Annotated in this window: 22 protein-coding genes and 1 tRNA gene; 12 read left to right on the forward strand and 11 right to left on the reverse strand. The window is 65.4% G+C overall.

Going from position 1 to position 24,979, the window contains the following annotated elements; translation table 11 throughout:
- Position 1: 1 nt before the first annotated feature.
- Positions 2 to 1,537 carry a DUF4173 domain-containing protein gene (locus FJ424_RS12685; protein WP_246677227.1) on the reverse strand — a complete coding sequence of 512 codons (1,536 nt, stop codon included), beginning with the start codon at positions 1,535 to 1,537 and terminating at the stop codon, positions 2 to 4.
- A 542-nt stretch (positions 1,538 to 2,079) separates the two neighbouring features.
- Here FJ424_RS12685 and FJ424_RS12690 point away from each other — a divergent pair.
- The gene (locus FJ424_RS12690; RefSeq protein ID WP_140659052.1) at positions 2,080 to 2,958 is read left to right on the forward strand and encodes a CoA ester lyase; all 879 of its coding nucleotides are present in this window, start codon (positions 2,080 to 2,082) and stop codon (positions 2,956 to 2,958) included.
- A 28-nt stretch (positions 2,959 to 2,986) separates the two neighbouring features.
- The gene (locus FJ424_RS12695; protein ID WP_140647198.1) at positions 2,987 to 3,193 is read left to right on the forward strand and encodes a DUF1737 domain-containing protein; all 207 of its coding nucleotides are present in this window, start codon (positions 2,987 to 2,989) and stop codon (positions 3,191 to 3,193) included.
- Between the two features lie 228 nt (positions 3,194 to 3,421).
- Here FJ424_RS12695 and FJ424_RS12700 read toward each other — a convergent pair whose 3' ends face one another.
- Positions 3,422 to 3,859: a metallopeptidase family protein gene (locus FJ424_RS12700; protein ID WP_140647199.1), complete on the reverse strand. Its 438-nt coding sequence runs from the start codon at positions 3,857 to 3,859 to the stop codon at positions 3,422 to 3,424.
- Positions 3,860 to 4,042: 183 nt separating this feature from the next.
- Here FJ424_RS12700 and FJ424_RS34005 point away from each other — a divergent pair, with 183 nt between their 5' ends.
- The 3 genes from FJ424_RS34005 to FJ424_RS12715 are packed head-to-tail and all read left to right on the forward strand — an operon-like array spanning position 4,043 to position 9,895.
- Positions 4,043 to 5,128, forward strand: coding sequence for a hypothetical protein (locus FJ424_RS34005; RefSeq protein WP_140659053.1), 1,086 nt, complete (start codon positions 4,043 to 4,045; stop codon positions 5,126 to 5,128).
- Positions 5,070 to 6,560, forward strand: coding sequence for a DUF6504 family protein (locus FJ424_RS12710; RefSeq protein ID WP_140659054.1), 1,491 nt, complete (start codon positions 5,070 to 5,072; stop codon positions 6,558 to 6,560). The genes FJ424_RS34005 and FJ424_RS12710 overlap by 59 nt, the downstream gene beginning before the upstream one ends.
- A complete protein-coding gene (locus tag FJ424_RS12715; protein ID WP_140659055.1) occupies positions 6,557 to 9,895 on the forward strand; it encodes an error-prone DNA polymerase in 3,339 nt (1,112 codons plus the stop codon). The genes FJ424_RS12710 and FJ424_RS12715 overlap by 4 nt, the downstream gene beginning before the upstream one ends.
- A 69-nt stretch (positions 9,896 to 9,964) precedes the next feature.
- Here FJ424_RS12715 and FJ424_RS12720 read toward each other — a convergent pair whose 3' ends face one another.
- From FJ424_RS12720 to FJ424_RS12735, 4 genes are all read right to left on the reverse strand, one after another.
- Positions 9,965 to 10,210: a Trm112 family protein gene (locus FJ424_RS12720; protein ID WP_140659056.1), complete on the reverse strand. Its 246-nt coding sequence runs from the start codon at positions 10,208 to 10,210 to the stop codon at positions 9,965 to 9,967.
- A 23-nt stretch (positions 10,211 to 10,233) separates the two neighbouring features.
- Positions 10,234 to 10,905, reverse strand: a complete 672-nt coding sequence (locus FJ424_RS12725) for an LON peptidase substrate-binding domain-containing protein (RefSeq protein WP_140659057.1) — start codon at positions 10,903 to 10,905, stop codon at positions 10,234 to 10,236.
- A 276-nt stretch (positions 10,906 to 11,181) separates the two neighbouring features.
- Positions 11,182 to 12,174 carry a thioredoxin gene (gene trxA / locus FJ424_RS12730; protein WP_140659085.1) on the reverse strand — a complete coding sequence of 331 codons (993 nt, stop codon included), beginning with the start codon at positions 12,172 to 12,174 and terminating at the stop codon, positions 11,182 to 11,184.
- Positions 12,175 to 12,294: 120 nt separating this feature from the next.
- Complete coding sequence (locus FJ424_RS12735; protein WP_140659058.1) at positions 12,295 to 12,789, reverse strand: prolyl-tRNA synthetase associated domain-containing protein; 495 nt, start codon at positions 12,787 to 12,789, stop codon at positions 12,295 to 12,297.
- Between the two features lie 262 nt (positions 12,790 to 13,051).
- Between FJ424_RS12735 and FJ424_RS12740 the strand changes: the two genes are divergently transcribed.
- The 5 genes from FJ424_RS12740 to FJ424_RS12760 all read left to right on the forward strand — a co-directional run bounded on the left by FJ424_RS12740 (position 13,052) and on the right by FJ424_RS12760 (position 17,066).
- Positions 13,052 to 13,126, forward strand: a tRNA-Gly gene (locus tag FJ424_RS12740).
- Between the two features lie 288 nt (positions 13,127 to 13,414).
- On the forward strand, positions 13,415 to 14,437 hold the full coding sequence (locus tag FJ424_RS12745; RefSeq protein WP_140659059.1) for a hypothetical protein: 1,023 nt from the start codon (positions 13,415 to 13,417) through the stop codon (positions 14,435 to 14,437).
- Between the two features lie 59 nt (positions 14,438 to 14,496).
- Positions 14,497 to 15,579 carry a glycosyltransferase family 4 protein gene (locus FJ424_RS12750; protein ID WP_181182192.1) on the forward strand — a complete coding sequence of 361 codons (1,083 nt, stop codon included), beginning with the start codon at positions 14,497 to 14,499 and terminating at the stop codon, positions 15,577 to 15,579.
- Positions 15,580 to 16,276: 697 nt separating this feature from the next.
- On the forward strand, positions 16,277 to 16,474 hold the full coding sequence (locus FJ424_RS12755; RefSeq protein ID WP_140786359.1) for a hypothetical protein: 198 nt from the start codon (positions 16,277 to 16,279) through the stop codon (positions 16,472 to 16,474).
- A gap of 214 nt (positions 16,475 to 16,688) precedes the next feature.
- On the forward strand, positions 16,689 to 17,066 hold the full coding sequence (locus FJ424_RS12760; RefSeq protein WP_140659062.1) for a hypothetical protein: 378 nt from the start codon (positions 16,689 to 16,691) through the stop codon (positions 17,064 to 17,066).
- A 254-nt stretch (positions 17,067 to 17,320) separates the two neighbouring features.
- Here the strand turns inward: FJ424_RS12760 and FJ424_RS12765 are convergent, their stop codons facing one another.
- Complete coding sequence (locus tag FJ424_RS12765) at positions 17,321 to 17,761, reverse strand: Lrp/AsnC family transcriptional regulator (protein ID WP_095769871.1); 441 nt, start codon at positions 17,759 to 17,761, stop codon at positions 17,321 to 17,323.
- Positions 17,762 to 17,889: 128 nt separating this feature from the next.
- Between FJ424_RS12765 and rocF the strand changes: the two genes are divergently transcribed.
- The gene (gene rocF / locus FJ424_RS12770) at positions 17,890 to 18,822 is read left to right on the forward strand and encodes an arginase (protein ID WP_140659063.1); all 933 of its coding nucleotides are present in this window, start codon (positions 17,890 to 17,892) and stop codon (positions 18,820 to 18,822) included.
- 2 nt (positions 18,823 to 18,824) lie between these two features.
- Positions 18,825 to 19,883 carry an ornithine cyclodeaminase gene (locus FJ424_RS12775; protein WP_140659064.1) on the forward strand — a complete coding sequence of 353 codons (1,059 nt, stop codon included), beginning with the start codon at positions 18,825 to 18,827 and terminating at the stop codon, positions 19,881 to 19,883.
- Between the two features lie 316 nt (positions 19,884 to 20,199).
- Here FJ424_RS12775 and FJ424_RS12785 read toward each other — a convergent pair whose 3' ends face one another.
- The 4 genes from FJ424_RS12785 to FJ424_RS12800 form a co-directional block, all read right to left on the reverse strand.
- Positions 20,200 to 21,198, reverse strand: coding sequence for a substrate-binding domain-containing protein (locus tag FJ424_RS12785; protein ID WP_140647219.1), 999 nt, complete (start codon positions 21,196 to 21,198; stop codon positions 20,200 to 20,202).
- 12 nt (positions 21,199 to 21,210) lie between these two features.
- Entirely contained in the window at positions 21,211 to 22,227 is a 1,017-nt protein-coding gene (locus FJ424_RS12790; RefSeq protein WP_140659065.1) for an ABC transporter permease, read from the reverse strand.
- Positions 22,224 to 23,726 carry a sugar ABC transporter ATP-binding protein gene (locus tag FJ424_RS12795; RefSeq protein WP_140659066.1) on the reverse strand — a complete coding sequence of 501 codons (1,503 nt, stop codon included), beginning with the start codon at positions 23,724 to 23,726 and terminating at the stop codon, positions 22,224 to 22,226. The genes FJ424_RS12790 and FJ424_RS12795 overlap by 4 nt, the downstream gene beginning before the upstream one ends.
- A gap of 129 nt (positions 23,727 to 23,855) precedes the next feature.
- Positions 23,856 to 24,821 carry a sugar ABC transporter substrate-binding protein gene (locus FJ424_RS12800; RefSeq protein ID WP_140659067.1) on the reverse strand — a complete coding sequence of 322 codons (966 nt, stop codon included), beginning with the start codon at positions 24,819 to 24,821 and terminating at the stop codon, positions 23,856 to 23,858.
- Positions 24,822 to 24,979 lie beyond the last annotated feature (158 nt).

Genomic DNA, 24,979 nt, shown 5'->3' on the forward strand with positions numbered 1-24,979 from the left:
ATCAATGGCCCGGTGCGGACGGTTGCGCAGATGGAGGAAGCACGAGCGGGCCTCTGTTGTCGAGAACCCGTACCAGCCGCCAGTCGCGAAAGCTCCAGGCGCGCCATTTCTTTTGTTCGGCGAGATAATCGTCGATCATCACCTGGTCGGCCAGATAAGTGGTCGGCATTCCGATCTTGTGTGTGTGGTAGCGGTCCAGCGCCGGCATGGCGACAGCGCCGAGCGAGTGCAGATACGGCGTGTCGAGCGGAGTGCCGGATCCGGTCATTTCCAGGGAATGGTCAACATTGAAGTTGGCGATCGTTGCTGCGAAGTTGACGAAGCAGCAGGCATAAAGCGTCGCCGATAGTGTCACAAGATTGGCGGAAAGCAGCCATTCGCCGGATTTTTGAAGCGCGATGCGGGCGACGATGAGGGCCAGCCCCGCCGCCACCAGTCCCATCCATATGAAGGCGGCGATGCGCAGATAGGTGAGCGCATAGACGTCGATATAGAGATCGAGCCGCAGCATCGAGGAGATCACCAGTGCGATGTTCTGCGCCACCCAGAGATAGACCAGCCCGCGGATCAGCGGATCCCGGGACGTCTCGCTGCCCGAGCGCAGCGCCGCCAGCACGAAGCCGGCGGCGAGCAGCGCGGTGGCGACCAGCGGATAGGCGCCGCGATGCGCATAGGCGGCATAGGTCATCCCGTCGGGCAGGGCGACTCCGCCCCAGAGATAGGTTGCGTCGAGCGCACTCTGCACCGCGAACAAGCCATTGAAGACAATCAGCGCGCGCAGGATGGCCGCCTTGCCGAAGAGGATGTCCTCGGCCTTCGCCGGTCTCGCTGCAGGCGTGGCAGGCAAAACGCGCCTGACACGGAAAGCGAAGCGCGGCAGGCGCGGCCTCAGGAACGCCCAGACGCCGGCAAGCACGATCAGCCAGAAGATAAGCCGCGCGATCTGGATTTTTTCGAGGAGCGCGTAGAGGTCGATCAGCGACAGCCAGTGCTCGATGATCGGATTGGCGGCGCCGAACAGCGCCAGGAAAACGACGCCCAGCGTCAAGGGCACGATCCAGACGACAATCGCCGTGAGCTGAAGCCGCCGCTGGCCGAGTTCCCGCGCCGCCTTGCGCCAGCGGAAGAAGTCGCGGACGAAGCGGAAGGGCGCTGCGACCAGGAACAGGCTGAGCTGGCGGGCTATTCGGGCAGGTTCGTCGCGCAGCCGCCCGGCCAACGACAGCGCGAAGACCGCAAGTGCCGCGACAGCGACCAGTAGCGAAAGCGGGCTGACATTTTCGACGAGCGGCAGCAGCGCGACGAACAGCGCGGCCGGCTTCAGCCAGACCCGGCCGTCGCTGAGCGCCGACGGATGCATGGCGACGACCGTGGCGGCGAGCACGGTCGCGAAGATGAAGACGGTGATCCCGACCGGCTGGCCGTAGAAAAGAAAATCGGCCAGCGCCACCAGCAGCGCGGCGGCGCCGACACGGCGGCAGTAGCTCGGGACAGGCGATGTCTTGCTCGCCGGCGCCGTCATGGTCATCGTCGTCATCGCTGGGCCTTCCTGGCTGCTGTCATGCCGCCGCCGCATGCCGGCCGCGATCTGAAGGGAAGCACCGTCGTCGTGACGCGCCGCCTTTGCGGCTCGACGAGCCACCAGCCTTCGTCGCGGAGCCGGCGCGGCAGGGACCAGCGGGATGTGTGAGGTGTTCGCATGCCGGCTTTGTCGCCGACGGGCACGGTGAACGCGCGGCGGATTGGAGGAGGTTTTCCGCACAGATTTGCAGATTTGGTGCAGGACAGCCTGGCGCCGGCGCCCGAGACGCTCGAGTACGGCAATCGCATATGGCGGTGCCAGCCCCTGGGATGTCGTCAAAGGCGATAGAGAGGGTTCTTGCGCGTGAAGCTGCGATCTATCCTTCGTCATTCTAGGGCGGAGCAAGGAGCGAAGCGACGCGCGCAAACCCTAGAATGACGAAGGACGGGTTGGCAGGACAGCGTGCGCCTCCGCCCTGCCGGGCACCCTTGCGGCCCCTCAAGGAGAAGATTACTCCCCGCCTTGCCTCATCCGCCATCACCCTGCATAGATCGGCCATGGCTCAGGAACCCTACCGCCCGCGCCGCTCGGTGCTTTACATTCCCGCCTCGAACGACAAGGCGCTCGCCAAGATCGCTTCGCTTGCCTGCGACGCCGTCATCATCGATCTCGAGGACGCCGTCCTGCCCGCCGACAAGAAAGCGGCGCGCGACAAGATTGCCGGCATCCTTGGCCGGCGCGAAAAACGCTGCGAGATGGTGGTGCGCATCAACCCGCTCGCCGGCGAATGGGGCGCCGACGATCTGTTGGCCGTGGCCAAGGCCAAGCCCGACGGCATTCTCCTGCCCAAGATCGGCACGCCGCGCGACATCCTCGAGGCCGGCGACCTGCTCGACGACAATTTCGCGCCGGACGGCGTGAAACTGTGGGCGATGGTCGAGACGCCCAAGGCGCTGCTCAACATCGGCGCCATCGCCGAGCTTGGCCGCGATCGAGCGTCGCGCCTCGCTTGTTTCGTCGCCGGAACGAATGACCTGGTGAAGGCGACCGGCATCCTGGCGACGCCCGACCGGCGCTATCTGATGCCCTGGCTGATGCAACTGGTGCTCGCCGCGCGGGCCGGTGGCCTCGACGTGATCGACGGCGTCGCCAATGATTTTCGCGACCTCGACGCCCTGGCGCGCGAATGCGCCGACGGCGCGGCCATGGGTTTCGACGGCAAGTCGCTGATCCATCCCGCCCAGATCGAGCCGGCGAACCATGCCTTTTCGCCGTCGCCCGAGGCGCTGGCCAGGGCGCGTGCGATCAGGGATGCGTTCGCGCGGCCCGAAAATGCCGGCAAGGGCGTGATCGCGATGGACGGCCGCATGGTCGAGCGGCTGCATCTGGCGGAAGCCGAGAAACTACTGGCGAAGGCAATAATCATCGGCGCATGATGCGCCGATATTCAAGACAGGCTCGAAAATGAAACTCTACCGCTTTCTGTCCGGCCCGGACGATTCAACCTTCTGCCACAAGGTGACGGCGGCGCTGAACAAGGGCTGGCACCTGTTCGGCTCGCCGACCTACGCCTATGACAAGAAGACCAAGTCGATGCGCTGCGGCCAGGCCGTGGTGAAGGATGTCGAAGGCCAGGACTACGGCCCGGACACCAAGCTGAGCGACTGGTAGAAAGAGCGGCAACCCCCACTTCGTCATTCTAGGGCGGAGCAGGAGCGAAGCTCCGTCGCGAAGACCCTAGAGGCGCAGCGGATCAGAATATAGGGGACGTTTGCGGGTGTCGGGCGGCAAGCGTTCCGTTCTGCACCGCGGATTTGGTGTTGATGGAACGGCATGGATTCTAGGGTCTGCGCGCGTCGCTTCGCTCCTTGCTTCGCCCTAGGATGACGAAGTGCGCGCTCAGCCCGCCGCCGCCTGCTCGGCCGCTTCCTCGATGCGCTCCATGTCGTCGTCCGACAGGCCGAAATGGTGGCCGATCTCGTGGATCAGCACATGGGTGACGATGTCGCCCATCGTCTCCTCGTTCTCGGCCCAGTAGTCGAGTATGGCGCGGCGGTAGAGCGTGATGCGGTTCGGACCTTCGCCGGTCTGCGGGTTCCAGCGCTCGGCGATGCCGCGTCCCTCGAACAGGCCGAGCAGGTCGAAGGGCGTTTCCAGCGACAGGTCGTCCATGATCTCGTCGGTCGGGAAATCGGCGATCTGGATGATGATCTCGCCGGTGAGCTTGCGGAACTCGTCCGGCAGATGGGCATAGGTCTCCAGCGCCAGAAGCTCCATCTCGTCCATCGACGGGGAGAGCTGGTCGTGCCAGGTGCGTGTCTTGTAGATGCGGGCCATGAAATTTCCTTTGATCCCGGCATATAGGCTTTCGCGCCGATAGAGGCAAATGAGCCGGCTGGGCGTTCGCTTTCAGGGTAAAGCTCGAAGGAATAAATTCCTTATGACTCCGCTTGACTCTTCCGGCACCCTCTGGAATCTATAGAAACATAACAGGAACAATTGCTGTCGGAAGTGAACGTCATGGCGATGAGCGCCGTGGCGCGGGACACTGTTTTTGCCCTGCGCCGCCAGATCGCGAAGATCGAGGGAACGCTGCCCGAGCGCCTGCAGGCGCCGACGGCTGGCGCGCCTGGAGCGATTCCAGGAGAAGTGCGAAGCGGTCTTCCGTCCGCAATTGCGGAAAAGCTGAACCGCTCTGGCGATGCCACCGGACCGGATATGACGCGGGACAGGACGATCGTCCGGCGTGGGCTCGCCGTGGCTTCGGCGGACGCCTTCCTGCATACCGGCATCGGTCGCCTCGACGCCGCCCTCGGCGGCGGCCTGCCCAAGGCGGCGCTCAGCGAAATCCATGGCCTGGAGACCCGCGATGCCGGCGCCGTTGCCGGCTTCGCGCTGTCGCTCGTAAGCCTGGTCCTCAGAGAGAAGCAGGGCCTGCCGATCCTCTGGGTCGGCACGGCGGAAATTTTCCACGAGGCCGGCTTTCCCTATGCCAGGGGCCTTCACGCCCTGTTCGGCATCGAGCCGGAGCAATTGCTGTTTTCCGAGGCGCCAAAACTGCTCGACGCACTGTGGATCGCCGAGGAGGCCGCCCGCATGACGGCCTTTGCCGCGGTCATCCTCGAGATCCGCGGCAGTCCGCGGCGGCTCGACCTCACCGCCACGCGCCGGCTGCACGCCCGCGCCCAGAATGCCGGCCGGCCGCTGCTTTTGCTGCGCCAGGCCGGCGAGGCCGACCCCACCGCCGCCCCGGTGCGCCTCATCGTCTCGGCGGCGGCGGCGGCAAGCCGCGAAACCGTCGCCGGGCCGCTCGCCGGCTCGATCGGCCGCCCCGCCTTCAAACTCGATATCGGCAAGAGCCGCACGGCCCTGCCCGGACAATTCACACTGGAGTGGAACCCAAATGAGCACGCTTTTGCAGAAAGAACAGAGAATTCTGTCACTGTGGTTCCCGCATCTGGCCGCGGAGCGGATCCTGCGCCAGCGCCTGGGGCGGTCCTGGCGTTCCCGGCCCCAGCATCACCTGCCGTCACCTCACCCGCCGCTTGTGATCAGCCATCGCGACAACAACACCCAGCGCATCGCGGCCCTCGACGAGCGGGCTGAGGCGCTCAGATTGAAGCGCGGCATGGGCATCGCCGATGCGCGCGCCATGCATCCCTCGATCGATGTGGTCGAGGCCGATGCGGAAGCCGACCGCCGGCTGCTCGAAGGCCTTGCCGACTGGTGCGACCGCTACACGCCTTTGGTGGCGATCGACGGCGAGGACGGGCTGTTCCTCGACGTCACCGGCTGCACGCATTTGTTCGGCGGCGAGCGCGCCATGCAGGACGAGATCCTCACCCGCTTCTTCCAGCAGGGCTTCGATGTCCGCGCCGGGCTGGCTTCGACGCCGGGCGCCGCCTGGGCGGCAGCGCGCTTCCATGGCGACCGCATCATCGCCGGCGGCGAGGAGGAGGCGCTCCTGGCGCCATTGCCACTGTCGGCGCTGCGCATCGCGCCGGAGACCCGCGTCGGCTTGGAAAGTGTGGGCCTGCGCACCGCCGGCGCGGTGATGGCCGCGCCCCGCGCGCCGCTCGCCCGCCGCTTCGGCGCCACCTTGCTTCTGCGCCTCGACCAGGCGCTCGGCCGCCTCGACGAGGCCGTGTCGCCGCGCCTTCCCGTCGCGCCGCTCTCGGTCGAGCGCCATCTTGCCGAGCCGGTCGTGCTCACCGACGACATCGAGCGGCTGGTGAGCCGGCTGGCGATCGCCTTGAAGACCGACCTCGAACGCCGCGGCGAGGGCGCGCGCACGCTGGCGCTGCTTCTCTTCCGCGTCGACGGCGCCGTCAGCCGCATCGCCGTCGGCACCTCGCGCCCGATGCGCGAGCCGCGGCTGATCCAAAGACTGTTCCATGAGCGGCTCACCGCCTTGGAGCAGACCATCGACGCCGGCTTCGGCTTCGACCTCGTGCGGCTGTCCGTGCTGTCGGTCGCGGCCTTCGACTTGGCTCAGGGCGACCTCACCGGCAAGACGAACGACGATGACGCCGACATCGCGCTCTTCGCCGACCGCGTCCGCGCCCGTCTCGGCGAGACCGCCGTGCTGAAGCCGGTGGCCGTCGAAAGCCATCTGCCGGAACGCGCTGTCAAAACCGTGCCTTTCGCCGAAGCGCCGCAAAGACGCGCCCCGGCGGCCGGCCGGGCAGCACCGCCCCGAACGGCGCCGCCGATGACCGTCTATCCGCCGGAGCGGCCGGTGCGCCTGTTTCGCTCGCCCGAGCCGATCGAGGTGCCGGCGACCGAGATACCGGAAGGTCCGCCGATGAATTTCCGCTGGCGGCGCGCGCTCTACCGCGTCGCCCGCGCCGAGGGGCCGGAGCGCATCGCCGCCGAATGGTGGCGGCAATTGCCCGGCGAGGAGGAGGCGCCGACCCGCGATTATTACCGCATCGAGGACAGCGAGGGACGCCGCTACTGGCTCTACCGCCAGGGCCTCTACAGCAGCGCCGCGCAGGCCGCGCCGCCGCGCTGGTTCATGCATGGGGTGTTCGCATGAACGCGCTGACCGTCATCCCCTATGCCGAGTTCGGCATAAGGTCGAACTTCTCCTTCCTGCGCGGCGCTTCGAAACCCGAGGAACTGGTGGTGACCGCGAAGTTCTACGGTTTTGCCTCGATCGGCCTTGCCGACCGCAACACGGTCGCCGGCGTCGTGCGCGCATGGCAGCAGGCCAGGGTGGAGAAGATGGCCTATCATCCCGGCTGCCGCCTGGTTTTCGGCGACGGCGCGCCGGATATCCTCGCCTATCCCCGCGACCGCCAGGGCTGGGGCCATCTCTGCCGCATGCTGACCCAGGCCAATCTGCGCGACGAGAACGAGAAGGGCGCGACGCTGCTCCAGTTGAGCGACCTGCTCGAATGGGGCGATCGGATGTCGCTGGCGATCCTGCCCGATCTGTCGGCAGGCGCCGAGGATAGCTTGTCATTTATTAGCCGGCTTAAGGATCGTTTCGGCGCGGCGCTCCGGCTGGCCGTGGCGCCGGATTATGCCGGCAACGATCGTTTCCGCATCGAACAGGCCGCGTCGATGGCCGAGCACGCCCGCGTCCCGCTGATGGCGACCAACGACGTGCTCTATCACGCCGCCGACCGCCGCCCGCTGCAGGACGTGCTCACCGCGATCCGCCTCAACACGCCGGTTTCCGAAGTCGGGCTCGAGCTGACGGCCAATGCCGAGCGCCACCTGAAGCCGCCGCTGGAGATGGCGCGGCTTTTCCGCCGCCACCCGCAGGCGCTGGCGGAGACGCTGCGCTTCGCCGACGAGCTCACCTTCTCGCTCAGCGACCTCGAATACAATTATCCGGACGAGCCGACCGAATCCGGGCTTGGACCGCAGGCCGAGCTCGAACGCCTGGCGCGGGAAGGGGCGGTCAGGCGCTATCCGGCCGGCGTTCCCGATTATGTGCTGAAACGCATCGACAGCGAGCTCGCTTTGATCGAGCGCCTGAACTACGCGCGCTATTTCCTTACCGTCCATGACATCGTCAAATTCGCACGCAGCCAGGACATCCTCTGCCAGGGCCGCGGCTCGGCCGCCAATTCGATCATCTGCTTCTGCATCGGCATCACCGAGGTCGGCCCCGAACGCATCGACACCTTGTTCGAGCGCTTCATCTCGGAAGAGCGCAACGAGCCGCCCGACATCGACGTCGATTTCGAGCATGAGCGGCGTGAAGAGGTCATTCAGTACATCTATACGAAATACAGCACCAAGCGCACCGCCTTGGCCGCCGCCGTCATCAGCTATCGCGGCCGCTCCGCCTTGCGCGAGGTGGCCAAGGCCATGGGCCTGTCGGAAGATGTCCGCAGCGCGCTGTCCAGCACCATCTGGGGCTGGTCGACCTCCGAGCTTGGCGAAAAAGAAGCCAATGCCGGCGGCCTCGACCGCACCGATCCGCTGTCCAGGCAGGTGCTTGAGCGCGCCAACGAGATCATGGGCTTTCCCCGCCATCTTTCCCAGCATGTCGGCGGCTTCGTCATCACCAGGGACCGTCTCGACGAGGTCGTGCCCATCGTCAAGACGGCGATGGAGGAGCGCAAGATGGTCGAGTGGGACAAGGACGACCTCGACGCGGTGAAGATCCTCAAGGTCGACGTGCTGGCGCTCGGCATGCTGACCTGCCTGAAGCGCGCTCTGACTTTGCTCACGCAGCATTATCCGCAGGCGCGGGACGATTACGGGCGGCCCTACAGCTTGGATTCTATCCCGCCGGAACACCCTCGCGTCTACGACATGATCTGCCGGGCCGACACGCTTGGCGTCTTCCAGATCGAGTCGCGCGCTCAGATGTCGATGCTACCGCGGCTTAAGCCCCGCGAATTTTACGATCTCGTCATCGAGGTGGCGATCGTGCGTCCCGGCCCGATCCAGGGCGACATGGTGCATCCCTATCTGCGTAGACGACAGGGCAAGGAGAAAGCCGAATACCCCAAGCCTGAGCTGGAAGAGATCCTTGGCAAGACGCTCGGCGTGCCTTTGTTTCAGGAGCAGGCGATGAAGATCGCCATTGTCGCCGGCGGCTTCCGGCCGGGCGAGGCCGACGAACTGCGCCGCGCCATGGCGACCTTCAAGCGAACCGGCACGATCGGCAACTATGAAACGCGGATGGTCGAAGGGATGGTCGAGAAAGGCTATCCCAGGGAGTTTGCCGAGCGCTGCTTCAAGCAGATCGAAGGTTTCGGCGAATATGGCTTTCCCGAAAGCCACGCCGCCTCCTTCGCGTTGCTGGTCTATGCCTCCTGCTGGTTCAAGACCTTCTTTCCCGACGTGTTCTGCGCCGCCATCCTCAACGCGCAACCGATGGGTTTCTATCAGCCGGCGCAGCTCGTGCGCGACGCGCGCGACCATGGCGTCGAGGTGCGCGAGGTCGACATCAACCATTCCGTCTGGGACTGCACGCTGGAGGCCGCCGCCTTCGATCCGTTCCGCATCCTCGAGCGCCACGCCTCGATGCGCGGCGTCATCGAGACGGCGCATGCCGTCCGCCTCGGCTTCCGCCAGATCAAGGGCCTGTCCGAAGAGCGCATGGATATAGTCGTTGCCCAGCGCGGCGATGGCTATCGGTCGGTCAGGGATGTCTGGTTGCGCTCGGGCCTCGATGTCGGCGAGATCGAGAAGCTGGCGCAGGCTGATGCGTTCCGCTCGATCGGTCTCGACCGCCGTGCCGCGCTCTGGGAGGTGCGGGCGCTCGACGGCAAGAGCGCAGCCGAGAAACTGCCGCTGTTCGACCGGCCCGCTCTCGGCCTGCGCGAGCTGGAGCCGGAAACGAAACTGCCGAAGATGCCGCTCGGCGAGCATGTCGTGCACGACTACCGCTCGCTCGGCCTGTCGCTGAAGGAGCATCCCGTCGCCTTCCTGCGCGAAAGGCTGGATCGCGCCGGCGTCACCGCCAATGCCCGCCTGCCGTCGGTGCGCGACGGACGCCGCGTCTCCGTCGCCGGACTGGTGCTGGTGCGCCAGCGCCCAGGCAAGGGCAATGCGATCTTCCTCACGCTGGAAGACGAAAAATCGATCGCCAACGTCATCATCTGGCCACGCGTCTTCGACCGCTTCCGCTCCGTCGTCATGGGCGCCCGCTTCATCCGCGTCACCGGCAAGCTGCAGCATGAATCGGACGTCATCCACATCGTCGCCGACCGGATCGAGGATCTGACCTCTTGGCTGAGCGTGTTGCTGGAGTCCGCCAACCGCCCGGTCATCGAGCATAATCCCGCCGAACGGCCGGCTGGATCAGAGTCCGCCGCAAGCCGCGGCCTGCCGGTCCGCCAGGATATCGCCACGCTGTCGGGCACGGCACGCCAGGTCATGCCGAAGGGGCGGAATTTTCAGTAGCAGCGATTTCCAGCACAAAAGGGAACGCAGCAGAGGCAAGAAGCGTAATCGCCGCCTGCGCAAGCGCACTCATGACGGCCCGCCGAGCCGCGGCATCCGCGGCGCCAGCATGTCCTCGGCCGAAATCGTGCGCGCCTCCGAAGGCAGCATGATCGGGATACCGTCGCGCACCGGATAGGCGAGCTTCGCCACGCGCGAGACCAGCTCGCTGCGCTCGGGGTCCCAGGTCAGCGGCCCCTTGGTCAGCGGGCAGGCCAGCAGCTCCAGCAGCTTCGGGTCGACCTCGGCCTTCCGCCCGTCACGTCCGTCAGCCATGAACCCATTCCCGTACCGGCAACCTATTGCAGGCTTGACCCAAATTCATCATCCTCGCGCGCCAGCGTTATTTCGGTGATGGCGATCAGCGTCTCGGCGCGCGTCTTCAGGTCCGGCGCTTCCAAGAGCGCCTGTTTCTCGGCCGGTCCATAGGGCGCCATCATCGACAGCGCGTTGACCAGCATGCCGTTTTCGGCGCGGCTGACGCTTTCCCAGTCGGCCTCGAGGTCGTTGGCCTGCAGATAGGCGCGAAACGCCTTGAGCAGCGCCGGCCGGTCGACCTCGGCGCCGGCCGGGTCTTCATCGAGGTCGGCCAAGAACGGCCTGATCTTGCACTGCCGGAACGGCGCCTTTGCCGCGAGCTCCTGCACGATGCGAAACCGGCATACGCCCTGCAGCGAGATCAGGTAGCGCCCGTCGCCGGTCTCGGCAAGCGAGATGATGCGCCCGGCGCAACCGACGCTGCACAGCTCGGGCTCGCCGTCATCGCGCAATGCGCCGTCAAGGCTGGGCTGGACCATGCCGATCAGCCGCGAGCCGGCCATCGCCAGGTCGATCATCTGCAGGTAACGCGGCTCGAAGACGTTGAGCGGCATGCGGCCGCCCGGCAGAAGCAGCGCCCCGGCAAGCGGGAACACCGGGATTGCCGGCGGCAGATCCTTGGCAAGCCGATAGAGTGCGTTACCGACGCGCACCGCGACCCTCCCAAAGCAACGGCGGCAAGAGCATCAAGCTGCAATCTCCTCTCGCACCGGCAAACTCGCCTCAATCGGCATCCGGCCCCGCCCTTATCTGGCGCTGACGTCCCGCTGCGCAAGCCTGCCGGCCACGACAGCCGGCAAAAAATTCACGGCAATTCCGCGAAAAGTGCCTGGCGGTCAGGTTCGGCGACTTCGCCGTAGCCTCCCGTCCGGAATTGCGCAAAACCAAACTTAAAGCGGTTCGGCGATTCTGTGAAACGCCGAACCGCTCTAGGAAAACAGCAGCGACGAGAGCTTGCGGCGTGCCGCGAGCGTCGCCTCGTCGGTCATTCCCCAGGCCTCGAACAGTTTCAACAGCTGCGCCCTGGCGCCGTCGTCGTTCCAGGTCCGGTCGGCCTTGACGATCGCCAGCAGGTTGTCGGCGGCCGCGTTGCGCTCGCCGCGCGCGTTCTGGATCATCGCCAGGTCGAAGCGCGCCTGATGGTCGGCCGGGTCGGCGGCGAGCCGGCGCTCGAACTCGACCGGATTGCCGAGCGCGGCCGCTTCCGCGGCAAGCGTCATCTTGGCGCGCAGCGCCGCCAGCGCCGGCGCGTCCTTCTTGTCCTCGGGCGCCCGCGCCAGCACGGCTTCGGCGCCTTCCGCATCCCCGGCATCGAACAGGATCTCGCCCAGGCCCGCGACCGCCTCGATCGTCTCCGGCGCCTGCTCGAGGATCGCATCGTAGATGTCGGCCGCGGTCTGGACGTCGCCGGCCGTACGCGCCTCCGCCGCCGCGGCAAGCGCGTCCGCGATCTGCGGCGCGCCGCCGCCCTTGCCGCCCACCTTCTGGATGAACTGGGCGATCTGGCTTTCCGGGACCGCGCCCATGAAGCCGTCGATGGGCTGGCCGTCCTTGAAGGCGATGACCGCGGGGATCGACTGGATGCCGAGCTGGCCGGCGATCGAGGGATGGTCGTCGATGTTCATCTTGACCAGCTTGACCTTGCCGCCGGCGTCCTTCACCGCCTTTTCGAGCTGCGGCGTCAGCTGCTTGCAGGGCCCGCACCATGGCGCCCAGAAGTCGACCAGCACCGGCTGGCGGCGCGATTCCTGGATGACGTCGGCGGCGAAGGTGGCGGTCGTGGTGTCCTTGATCAGGTCGACCGCCGCCGGCGCGTCGCCGAGCGAAACCTTGGCGCGGTCGCCGCCGCCATATTGCACCGTCTGGGCGTACTGGCCGCCATTGCCGCCGAACGCGCCGCTATACGGATTGTCGTCACTCATATTCTCGCCCTTTCGGTCACGCTCTCGGGCGTCGGCGCCCGGCGCGTCATTGTCGGATTTCAAAACCGCCTTCCATGTGGCGATCAGCCCCTGAGTTTCAAGGTAGTGGGACTTTCAAGGTCATGAGACCTTCAGGATAACAGGATCGTGGCCGGTTGCCTCGACGAATCTGATCAGGTCGGCGGCGGCGATCGAGGTCGTCGCCTCATTGGTCAGCGGGTGGCCGTTGATGACGTCGTGGCTCATCAACGCCTGGTCGAGCACGATCTTGACCTTCCCTTCCGTGTCGTTGATCAGGCCGAAAACGGTGACCGCGCCGGGGATGACGCCGAGCAGCTCCATCAGCATTTCCGGCTTGCCGAAGGACACCCGGCTGGTGGCGCCGATCAGGTGGTGGATCTGTTTCAGGTCGACCACGGCGTCCTCGCCGACGGTGACGAGGAAGTAATTGTCCTTCTTGTCCTTGAGGAACAGGTTCTTGGTGTGGCCGCCGGGGATTTCGCCGCGCAGGCCTTGCGAATCGGCGACCGTGAACAGCGGCGGGTGCCGCACCGTCGTCACGGCAATGCCGAGGTCGGCAAGAAAGGCGTTGAGCTCGGCTTCGGTCTTCGGCATCGGTCCTCGCGCAATCAGAAAGGGGTCATGCCGTTTACGGCCAACGGCGCCCTCGGGGCAAGGCTGCCGCAGCGATTCCAGGCAAGGCGAACGGCGGCTTTGCCCGGGGACTCGCGACCGGCCCGGTTTTGGACACGCTTCGATGCTTTCCAAGCAAACTTCGCCGCGGGAGGAATTCACTCCAAGAAGACCGTCATTTCCCTGTTGCAATCGCCGCGCTCTTCGGCCATATAGGCCCGGCTTGCGGCCCAAGGCCGCGCGAGCGGGTGTAGCTCAGGGGTAGAGCACAACCTTGCCAAGGTTGGGGTCGAGCGTTCGAATCGCTTCACCCGCTCCAATTTCCTCAAGGAAGTTAAGCGCTATGAAAAAGGGCCGGATCGATCCGGCCCTTTCATTTTTGCCGCTGACATACGCTGTTGGACACTCATGGCTGCCACTTGGCGGAGCCTTTCGCGGATCATTTCGCGATTGCCCCTCGCACCGGAGATACGCTAACAACGGCAAGGCAGGCTTTGGCGGGGCGCTTGTCGCGTAACGCAGGCACGCTTGCCGCAGTATCTGGCCTGAACAGGCTCCATACCCATGACCTTTCCTCTCTCATCAACGATTACTCGGCGCGCCGCGATTGTCGATCCGGTCACCACGGGGGCGTGCGCTGCGCGGGTGCCGCGTGTACCAGCCTGATTGCTCACAGGCCGATTTGGAGGCCCGCAACGGGCTGGCGGAGGCGCTCTCGCCTCTATTGCAGGGTTTTGTTCGGGCTCCCTCTGGATCCGGGCCTGCCGAAGCGATTCAGGGCTTGTTCACACGTTTCAAGCGCCGTTTCGCCGAGCCGGTGGGGCACTGGGCGCAGGATAACCTTGCGGCGCACCGGACCGTGGTCGAGACCATTTTCTATCCTTTCGGCGGCCCGGACCTGCTGTTCCCCCTTCACCTTTTCCCGCAAGCTCGGGAATATATCCTGGTTGGCGCCGAACCATGCGGTCCCTGGCCGCTCGCGGAAAGACCGGACGACTTCGCGTTGGCCGGCATAGTGGACATCTTGCGGCACTATCTCGACTGCTCCTATTTCGTCACCAAGGACCTGCGATCACAGCTGACGGGCAGCAGCATAGGGGGCGTCCTGCCGCTCCTGATCGCGCAGATCGCCCATGCCGGGCTGCCGCTGCACCGGATCGATCCCGTCGACGGCACGGGGATCCATATCCTGTTCGGTGACCGGGCGGCGCCAACCCGCCTCACCTATTTCCAGCAGGACCTTCGCGACGAACACTGGGCGCGCGAGAGTCCGCTCAGCCGTCATCTCGGGGCCACGCGCCGCTTGGCGACCTTTGTGAAGAGCGCGAGCTATCTCCTGCACGAACCGCCCTTCGAGCGGCTTCGCGGTCTTCTGCGGGAACGGACCGATGTCCTGGTGCAGGATCCAAGCGGCATCCCCTACCGCCTGTTGCGCGACTGGGGATGGCATATCGAGCTGCATGGACGCTTTGTCGCCGATATTCCGGTGTTCGCGAAGTATGATCAGTCGGAGCTGGCCGCGGCCTATGGCGACAGGGGCGACGGTCCGGTCCTGCCCTTCGGGATCGGCTATCTCAACGACGCCGCAAGGGCCGGCCTTATCGTCGCCGTGCCTCCGTGCCGCTTATAAGGGCCGGCATGCGGCTCCTGATGACCCAACGCGCGCTTGTCGACTTCCACGGGTCGGAGATGGTCACCGTCGAGGTCGCCCGCGAAATGGCCGAGCGCGACCACGAAATCACGGTTTTCAGCCCTCGTCTCGGCGGTGTCGCCAAACTGCTCTGGCCAAGCGGCGTGCGTGTGGTATCGCGCCTGGACGACGTGCCGTGGACCCCGGACCTGATCCACGCCCACCATCATCTGCCGGCCATGGCGGCCATGGCGCGCTTCGAAACAACGCCTGCCGTCTACTATTGTCACGGCGCCATACCATGGGTGGAGCAGCCGCCCATGCACCAGCGCATCCACTGCTACGTGATGATGTGCGAATGGATGGTGCGACGCGCCATCGCCGAGTTCGATCTCGATCCCGGGCGTGTTTCCTGCGTGCCGAACTTTGTCAACACGACGCGCTTCTCCGAGGTGCGCGCGCCGCCTCGGGAGATGCGCCGGGCGCTGCTCTTCCAGAGCAGTGGCCTGCCCGAGATCGAGCTTTCGCAACTGGAATCCGGTTGTGCCGCGCTCGGTCTCCAACTCGACAAGATCGGCGCGGCCTATGGCAACAGCCAACCCCGGCCGGAGATGCTGCTGCAGCAATATGATCTCGTCTTCGCAAGCGGCAAATCCGCGCTGGAAGCAATGGCGACCGGTTGCGCGGTGATGACGCTGGCGCCGACCCAGGCCGGTGGACTGGTGACCGTGGAGAACTTCGACCGCGGCTCCTTCTTGAATTTCGGACCCCGCTACTACAGCGGCGCGACGCCGATCAACGAGGCATGGCTGCGCCGGGAGCTTGCTCTCTATTCGCCGGAGGACGCGGCCCAGGTGACGGCAAAGGTGCGGCGCGAACGAACCCTCCAGATTGCGGTCGACGGGCTGGAAGGCCTTTATCGAAAGGCGCTGGAATCCGGTGCGCCGGAGCCGGCGGTGGGTCCGTTCGCGCCCTATCTCGAACGCCTGGCAAGCGAGGTTGACGCGATGTGGCTGGAGAGGGAAAGCTTACCGGCGCTGCGCGGGCGCATCGCTTATCTGGAAAGGAAGCTCGCGCGGAGATGGCCGTCTCGTCTCAAAAAAATCATCAAATCCATCTCGCGCAAACGTGGGCATGAATAGGGCAGCGCGTCTTGGCGCCGTGCATGGCCCGAAAAACGTCCCCGCCTGAACCGATCGCCTGTGCGCCTTCCGTCACGGACTTCCCGCAAAATGGATCAAGCAGATGTAATCACGCGATATTTCTCCCGGGTAGTAGCATTCGCCACCCCGAAAATATCGGCAACCCATCAGACTTGGGTCGCATGCCGAAGGGACTGTAGAACCTCTTTTGCCGGGCGCCCGACAATTATATGTTGAGCGAAAGTGCCGGAATTGATCCGGCCGGGCAGTCTCGCGGGGAACCATTCCCGCAAGTCGTTACGTTGGGGCATAGCTAAACAAAACGGCCATGAGGTTCACAGCCTTACAGGATCCGTGCGGCCAATGGATGGTGTACGATCTGCGGTCCGGTTGCCCGGCGCAGATGCCGGACATGGTGCTGCTCGGTCTCACGCGCGAGCAAGCGGAGGAGTTCGCCAGCCAGGCGAATGAACTCCTCTCGACGCCGCGGCCGGCGGTACTTTCCCGATATTCCAGCCTTTTGTCGATACTTTACTGGCCTGCGCCGGAACAATCGGACTCTGTCTCAACTGCCATGCGTGTCGTGGGAGCGCGCTACGGTTCCAGGGCAAACACGTGGGCCAAACAAAGACTTAGGCCGGTCAGCGATTCTGTGAACACCGAGCCCGCTTTAGCTACGCTGAAACAAGGAGCGTCAATGCGGTTCGCAGCGATGCGGGATCCGTGCGACGACTGGCTTGTGTGTGATCTGGCTTTCGACATCCCGGCGGAGATGGTCGGCCGGCCGCTGATCGGCCTGACGCGCGGCGAAGCCGAGCAGCTTGCCGACCTGGCCAATGCCGGGCTTGGCGGACAGACTGCCAGTTCGCCGATCCCGTTCGCCAGCGTCGCCTGAAGACCCCGGCCCGCGCATCGGCGATTCAACGCCCGTTCACATCGGATAACGTTTGCGTTCCACCCTCGTTTCAACGCCGGGGCGGCTTCTATATGTCTGCTTTGGGCCGAGAAACGCCGGCGGTGAATGGCCAGCACCGCGACACGACGCGACAGGACGGCCCGTTTCGGAAAAAGCGGTTTTGCCGCTTCTTCCATCGCAGGGAGATGTCATCATGCGTTCTTTCATCCCAAAACTCATTGCGGCCGCCTCGATCTTCGCGGCTATGCCGCTTTCCAGCGCCTATGCCGTGCACCGCCACCATAGAGCCGCGGTCGACACGACAACCACGGCGTCAGTGCCGATGGATCCGGAGGCGAGAGCCGCAACGGAGCAGCTGCTTGGCGTCAAGCAAGGTATCCGCAACGCCAGGGAGCTCGGCAAGATCTCTGAAGGCAAGGCCCGCGAGCTGATGCAGCAGGCCGACAGCATCCAGCGCGGCGGATCGGCGATCGGGCAGATCAATGAGCTGGATCAGCGGCTTCAGGACGCCACCGGCCAGGGAACCTATATGGGCGACGGCTCGGACGGCGGCTATTATCCGAACGGCTGACGAACCTGCCTTCCTCGCAAGGCGGCTGCCGGTGTGATCGGGCCTTTCCAGGCTTCACACCGGCGCTGCCGTACAATGCCGCGCGGCGACGGCGCCGGTTCCGTCATACCAGGCTACGCTCTTTGGCGGTCTTCGCTTTCTCCGCCATGCGCAATCCCGTCGCCTGACACGTCGCATAACGCTCTTTGGGCCGCCGGTCGTCCCGGCCCTCGCGAATCTGTGATGTGACGGAGGGGCCGGCCCGCCCCGCTCGACTACGCCAGCCGCGCCCGCGTCGTCCTCGGCGTCGCCAAGAGCAGGCTTGTCTCGCTTCCCGTTATGCCGGGGATCAGCCTTATGCGCCGCAGCACAGCGTCGAAATCGGTCAGTGTGGCGGTGCCGAGCTCCACCACCAGGTCCCAGCGGCCGTTGGTGGTATGAATGGTCGAGACCTCGGCGAGGCCGCCGAGCGCCTTGACGACGCGGTCGGCGGCATGGCCCTCGATCTCGATCGTCATCACACCGCGTATCTTCTGATCGACCGCGTCGGCGCGCAGCACCACCGTGTAGCCGATGATCTCGCCGGACTTTTCCAGCCGTTCCATGCGCGACCTGACCGTGGCGCGTGACACGCCGAGATCAATGGCGAGGTCGGATACGCTGCGCCGAGCATCATGCCTCAGCAGCGTCACCAGCTTCTCGTCTAGAGCGTCCATGGCTTCCCATTTCGATCAAATCATTTGACCAATATGATAGATTAGTCTTCTCGAAATGCCAATTTTCGCTATTCAAACCGCCAGCGGGTGATGGTTCACTCCTTCGATCAATCGCAAGGTGAGAAAAAATGCGCTGCAGGATCGTCGGCGCGCCGGTGCAGGACGGCGCGGGCAGGATGGGATGCGAAATGGGGCCGAGCGCGCTGCGCACGGCGGGGCTGGTCTCGGTGCTGGCCGAGCTCGGCCACGAGGTCGAGGACTGGGGCGCGGTCGAGAAGGCCGCGGCGCGGCCCGTGGTCCACGGCAACCTGGCGCTGAAGGCGCTGCCGGAGATCTCCGCCTGGACGGCGGCGATCGCCGAGACCGCCTACGCCGCTTCCAGGGATGCCATGCCGATCTTCCTCGGCGGCGACCATTCGATCTCCGCCGGCACCGTTTCCGGCGTGGCGCGCCGCGCTGCCGAGCGCGGCCGGCCGCTCTTCGTGCTGTGGCTCGACGCGCATCCCGATTTCCACACGCTCGACACCACCACCAGTGGCAATCTGCATGGGGTGCCGCTCGCCTATGCCAGCGGCCAGGCGGGTTTCAAGGGTTATTTCCCGGATCTGCCGCAAGCGGTCGACCCGGCCCGCATCTGCGCCATCGGCCTGCGCAGCGTCGACCCGGCCGAGCGCCGCGCGCTCACTGAAGCCGGCGTCACCGTGCATGACATGCGCGCCATAGACGAGCACGGCATCGCGCCCTTGCTGCGCGCCTTCCTGGCCCGCGTCGAGAAGGAGAACGGGCTCTTGCATGTCAGTCTCGACGTCGATTTCCTCGACCCCTCGATCGCGCCGGCCGTCGGCACCACGGTGCCGGGCGGCGCCACGTTCCGCGAGGCGCATCTGGTGATGGAGATGCTGTCCGACAGCGGCCTGGTTTCGAGCCTCGACCTGGTCGAATTGAACCCGTTCCTCGACGAGCGCGGCCGCACCGCGACCCTGATGGTCGACCTCACCGCCAGCCTGATGGGCCGCCGCATCATGGACCGCCCGACCCGCAGCCACTCCGGAAGCCTCTGACCATGACCCAGCCTTCGCGCCTTGCCATCGTCCCCTTCGTCAGCGTCGACCGCATGATGAAGCTTGTGCTCGCCATCGGCGTCGAGCGCTTCCTGACCGAGCTCGCCGCCTATATCGAGGAGGATTTCCGCCGCTGGGAGCTGTTCGACAAGACCCCGCGCATCGCCTCGCACAGCCATGACGGCGTCATCGAGCTGATGCCGACCAGCGACGGCAAGATGTACGGCTTCAAATATGTCAACGGCCATCCGAAGAACATGCGCGAGGGCCGCCAGACGGTCACCGCCTTCGGCGTGCTCGCCGATGTCGGTTCCGGCTATCCGATGCTGCTCACCGAGATGACCATCCTGACGGCGCTGCGCACCGCCGCCACCTCGGCCGTCGCGGCCAAATACCTGGCGCCGAAGGGCAGCCAAGCCATGGCCATCATCGGCAACGGCGCCCAGTCGGAGTTCCAGGCCATCGCCTTCAAGGCGCTGCTCGGTATCGATAGGCTGCGGCTCTATGACATCGACCGCCAGGCTTCCGAGAAATGCGCCCGCAACCTCGCCGGCAAGGGTTTCGACATCACCATCTGCGCGACAGGACAGGATGCCGTGGAAGGCGTCGACATCATCACCACGGTGACCGCCGACAAGCAGTACGCCACCATCCTAACCGACAACATGGTCGGCTCCGGCGTCCACATCAATGCCGTCGGCGGCGACTGCCCCGGCAAGACCGAGCTGCACCGCGACATTCTGCTGCGCTCCGACATCTTCGTCGAGTTCCCGCCGCAGACCCGCATCGAGGGCGAGATCCAGCAGCTCGACGCCGATCATCCGGTGACCGAGCTGTGGCAGGTGATGACCGGCCAGGCTGAGGGCCGCAAATCGGCCAAGCAGATCACGCTGTTCGATTCCGTCGGCTTCGCCACGGAAGATTTTTCCGCGCTGCGCTACGTCCGCGACCAGCTCCAGGCCACCGGCCTCTACGAGGAGCTCGACCTGCTCGCCGACCCCGACGAGCCGCGCGACCTGTTCGGGATGCTGTTGCGGGCCGCCATGCAGCCGGCGGCTTGAAGTCTTTCCCTTCTCCCCGTTTCACGGGGAGAAGGTGCCCGAAGGGCGGATGAGGGGCAGCGCAGCGGTCGAAGATGAGCACTTTGCGGCCTCCTTGGATGGTTTTGAAAGCAATCCTCGCAGCCTCGGCGCTGCCCCTCATTGCCCTGCCGGGCATTTCTCCCCGTATAGTGACGGGGAGAAAGACGCTGGCATCGGCGATTTCGCCAATGGCCAGCGTTGCGTGATGAGCGCCGAGCCCGCGGCCAGCCCCGTTGACGGGGAGAAGATGCCGGCAGACAGATGAGGGGCAGCGCCGGCGACGACAATTGCCAGACTACCGCCGCGCCGCGCAGCTTTCCCTTTCGACCAGCACCGGCGCCAGCACCTCGCGGCGCGAGGGCGCGGCCGGATCGCCGAGCCGTTCCAGCAGCAGGCTCACCGCCCGCGTGCCGATCTTTTCGACCGGCTGCGCGATCGTCGTCAGCGGCGGCCAGGTGGTGACGGCATAGGGGATGTCGTCGAAGCCGACCATCGACATGTCGTCGGGAACCCGCAATCCGCGCGAGCGCAGCACCGTCAGCGCGCCCATCGCCATCAAATCGTTGCAGGCAAACAACGCCGTGATGTCGGGCGCCTGCGCCATCAACTGCTCCATCGCCAGGCGGCCGCCGGCGAAATGATAGTCGGAATCGACGATCGAGGACGGCGGCAGCTCGAGGCCTGCCTCCTCGAGCGCGCGGACAAAGCCGCGCAGGCGGGCGGGGCTGGAGCTCGAATCGCGCGGCCCGCCGATGACGCCGATCTTCCGGTGCCCGAGCCCGGCCAGGTATCTGCCGGCGAGATAGCCGCCATGGTCGTGGTCGACCAGCACGGAATCGACATTGACCGACTGGATCTCGCGGTCGAGCAGCACCGCCGGCACGCTGGGCAGGAGGCGGGCGAAGACCCGCGCGTGGTCGGACGAACCGGCGAAGATCAGCCCGTCGATCTGCTTGGCCATCAGCACCGAGAGATAGCGCTCCTCCTTCTCGGCATTGCCGTCGGAGTTGCACAGGATCACCGTGTAGCCGGAGACGAAGCCGGCATCCTCGATCTGCCGCGCGACGCTGGCGAAGAACGGATTGGAATTGTCCGGAAGCAGCAGGCCGATGGTCTTGGTCTCGCCGCGCCGCAGGCTCCGCGCCACCGAGTTCGGGCTGTAGCGCAGCGCCGCGATCGCGGCGCGCACGCGCTCTGCCGTTTCCGGCTCGACATGACGGGTATGGTTCATCACATGCGAGACGGTAGCGACGGATACCCCCGCATGGCGCGCGACATCGGCGATCGTCGTCATGGCCCGTTCCCCTCAGCGGATCCTCCGCAACAGCCTCTCCCGGTACGCGTCTAGGATGACCGCGAGCACGATGACAAGGCCGATTACGATGGGTTTGAAATTGTCGCCGACGCCGAGCAGCTGCAATCCGGTGGAGAGCACCTGCAGGATGCAGGCGCCGACCAGCGTGCCGATGATCGAGCCCTTGCCGCCGCTGAGGCTGGTGCCGCCGATGATGACGGCGGCGATCGCATTGAGCTCGTAGCCGACGCCGGCGATCGGACTGCCGATGTTGAGGCGCAGAAGATAGACCATGGCCGCGATGCCGGCGGTGAGCCCGCTGATGGTGAAGGCGGCGACCTTGTAGAAATCCGGATTGTGGCCCGACAGCCGCACCGCCTCGTCATTGGTGCCGACGGCGAAGATCATGCGGCCGAAGACGGTGAAGCGCAGCACGAACCAGCCGGCCGCGATCACCAGCACCGCCACCAGGAAGATCGACGGCAGGAAGCCGCCGATGATCAGATTGCCGAAATCGACGAAACTCTGCGGCAGGCCGGTGATGGTGGAATTGTCGCTGACGACGCGGGCGGCGCCCGCCGCCATGTTGAGCATGCCGAGCGTGACGATGAAGGAAGGGATCTTCCAGCGCGTCGAGATCCAGCCATTGAGGAAGCCGCAGACGGCGCCCGTCGCCATGCAGGCGAGCAGCGCCAGCGTGATTGCGACGGCCGGCGACAGGTTCTCGTCGATCATCACGGTGGCGCCGACGACCGTGCACAGCGCCAGCACCGAGCCGACCGAAAGATCGATGCCGCCGGTCAGGATGACGAAGGTCATGCCGGCCGCCAGCACCGTGTTGATGGCGATCTGCACGAAGATCTTCAGCGCGTTGCCGGAGGTGGCGAAATAAGGCGCGGTCGCCGAGAAGAACAGTGTGATCAGCACCAGCGCCAGCAACACGCCGGCATCGCGCACGAGGAAGCGCAGGAATTTTGCCCTTGCGGGAGAAACCGGCGCCGCCACGGCTATCTCGGACGTCTCGCTCATGGTCGCACATACTCCTGATAGGCGAGCGACAGGATGCGCTCCTGGTCGAATTCGGATCGCGGCACTTCGCCGACGATCCTGTTCCTGGAAAAGACGACGATGCGGTGGCACATGCCCATCAGCTCGGGCAGGTCGGACGACACCATGATGATGCCCTTCTGCTGCGCCGCCAGCATCCAGAGCAGCTGGTAGATCTCGCGCCGCGCGCCGATATCGACGCCGCGCGTCGGCTCGTCGAGGATCAGCGTCGAGGTGCCGCGGAACAGCCATTTGGCCAGAACCACCTTCTGCTGGTTGCCGCCGGAAAGGTTGCGCACCGCCTGCTCGATCGAGCTTGCCTTGACGCGCAGCTGGCCGACGAGATCGCTGGCGGCCGCGCTCTCCGCCCGGCGGTTGAGCAGCCCGTTGCGCGAGACCTTGCCCAGATCGGTGATGGTGATGTTCCTGTCGACGGCCATGTCGAGCAGCAGGCCCTGGCCCTTGCGGTCCTCGGTGAGCAGGCTCAAGCCATGCCGCACCGCGTCCTTGGGCGCGGCGATCGCCACCGGCTTGCCGTCGATCTCGACGACGCCGTCAAGCTTGGGATCGGCGCCGAACAAGGCGCGCATGGCCTCGGTGCGGCCGCTGCCGACCAGGCCGGCGACGCCGAGGATCTCGCCGTGGCGCACGGCGAAGGAGATGTCCGGCGTCGCGGCGTCGCGCTTCAGATTGGCGACGCTGAGCGCGACCTTGCCGGGCACGATCGAAGCGTCGAAACCGTATTCGTCGGCGATGTCGCGGCCGATCATCATGCGCACAAGGTCGGGCACGGTGAGGCCCTCGAGATCGCGGGTCGCGACCAGCCTGCCATTGCGCAGCACCGTCACCCGGTTGCCGATCTCGAACACCTCGTGCAGCCGGTGCGAGATATAGATGATGGTGACGCCCTTGGCCTTCAGCCGCTTGATGATGGAAAACAGCCGTCCGATCTCCGGCGGCGTCAGCGTCGCCGTCGGCTCGTCCAGCACCAAGAGCTTCGAGTCGTAGCTCAGCGCCTTGGCGATCTCGACCAGCTGCATCTGCGCGACGCCGAGCGCCTCAACGCGTATGCGCGGATCGATGTCGAGGCCGACTTCCTTCAGCAGCGCCACCGCGCGGCTGTTGAGCGCCCTGCGGTCGACGATGCCGAAGGCGCGGCGCGGCAGGCTTTCCAGCATCAGGTTCTCGGCGATGCTGAGATAGGGCAGGAGGTTCAGCTCCTGATGCACGACGCGGATGCCGCTCTGTTGCGCGTCATGCGGTGTCTTCGGCTGGTAGGGCTGGCCATTGAAGGCGATCTTGCCCGAGTCCGGCTGGTAGATGCCGGCCAGGAGCTTGATCAGCGTCGACTTGCCGGCGCCGTTCTCGCCCAGGATGATATGGGTCTCGCCACGCGCGATCGACAGCGACACATCGCTCAGCGCGACGGCGCCGGGAAAGATCTTTCCGACCCCTTCAAGGGAAAGAATCACGTCGTTCATGCGGCAATCCTGAACAGCGCTCTTCTACCGCAACGGCGGTACGAGCGCGCGGTCATCGTCGCCGGCAGGTGGCCGGCGACGATGACGAGACAAGCAGAACACCGGAGGGAGTCCCGGCGGCGGCTCGCCTCAGGCGGTGATCAGCTTGATGTCGGTCTTGACCCAGCCGGAGAATTTCTCGCCGGCAAGCTCGCGCAGGCCGTAGTCGATGCCCATGGCCGCCATCTGCGCGCCATACTGCTCGACGGTGGCGAGCATCTTGCCGTCCTTCAGCAGCGGGCCGACGGCCGGGATGTTGTCGAAGCCGACGACCTTGATCTGGCCGGACTTGCCGGCCGCGTCGATCGCCTTGACGACGCCGAGCGCCATGGAGTCGTTGGCCGCCATCACGCCCTGGATATCCGGATGCTGGGTGAGGAAGTTGGTCATCAGCGTGTTGGCTTCCTCGGTCTCCCAATGCGCGGTCTTGGAATCGAGCAGGTCGAGGCCGTTTTCCTTCACCGCGTCGTCGAAGCCGAGCTTGCGTTCCTTGGCGTTGTCGGCCTCGGGATTGCCTTCGAGGATGACGACCTTGCCGCCCTTGCCCAGCGCTTTGCCGAGCGCGTCGCCGGCGAGTTTGGCGCCGGCGCGGTTGTCCGGCCCGAAGAAGGCGAGGTCGATGCCGGCCTTCTTCTTGGCCTCGGTGTCGAGCGAGACGTCGATGTTGATCACCTTGATGCCGGCCTTCAGCGCCTTGGCGATCGGCGTGACCATGGCCTTCGAATCGGCCGGCGCCACGACGATGATGTTGTAGTTCTGGGTGATGAAGTTCTCGATCGCGTCGACCTGCGCGGCGAAGTCGCGCTCGTCCTTCATGCCGACAGCGGCGAAATCGAACTTGTCCTTGTTCTTCGCCGCATACTCCTCGGCGCCGGCCTGCATCTGCTTGAAGAACTCGTTGGCGAGCGACTTCATGACCAGGCCGACCTTCGGCTTGTCGGCAGCAAGAGCCGGGCCGAGCGGCAGAGCGAGCGCGCCGGCAGCCAAGGCGCTGGTCTTCAGGAACTGGCGGCGCGAGAACGGGCCAAACCCGTGCGTGTTCGAAATCTTGCTCATTAGTCTCCTCCACTTGATTGAGCCGTAATCGGTTACGTAACCGATTACGCGACAAAGTAGATTGTTATTTTATCAGATGTCAACGTCGAGGGTAAGGACGGGAGGAGCGCCGGCGCCGAAGCTGCCGATCTCCCCACTTGCGGGGGAGATTACGCCTT

Source organism: Mesorhizobium sp. B3-1-8 (genome assembly GCF_006439495.1).
In the GTDB taxonomy this organism is placed as follows: Bacteria; Pseudomonadota; Alphaproteobacteria; order Rhizobiales; family Rhizobiaceae; genus Mesorhizobium.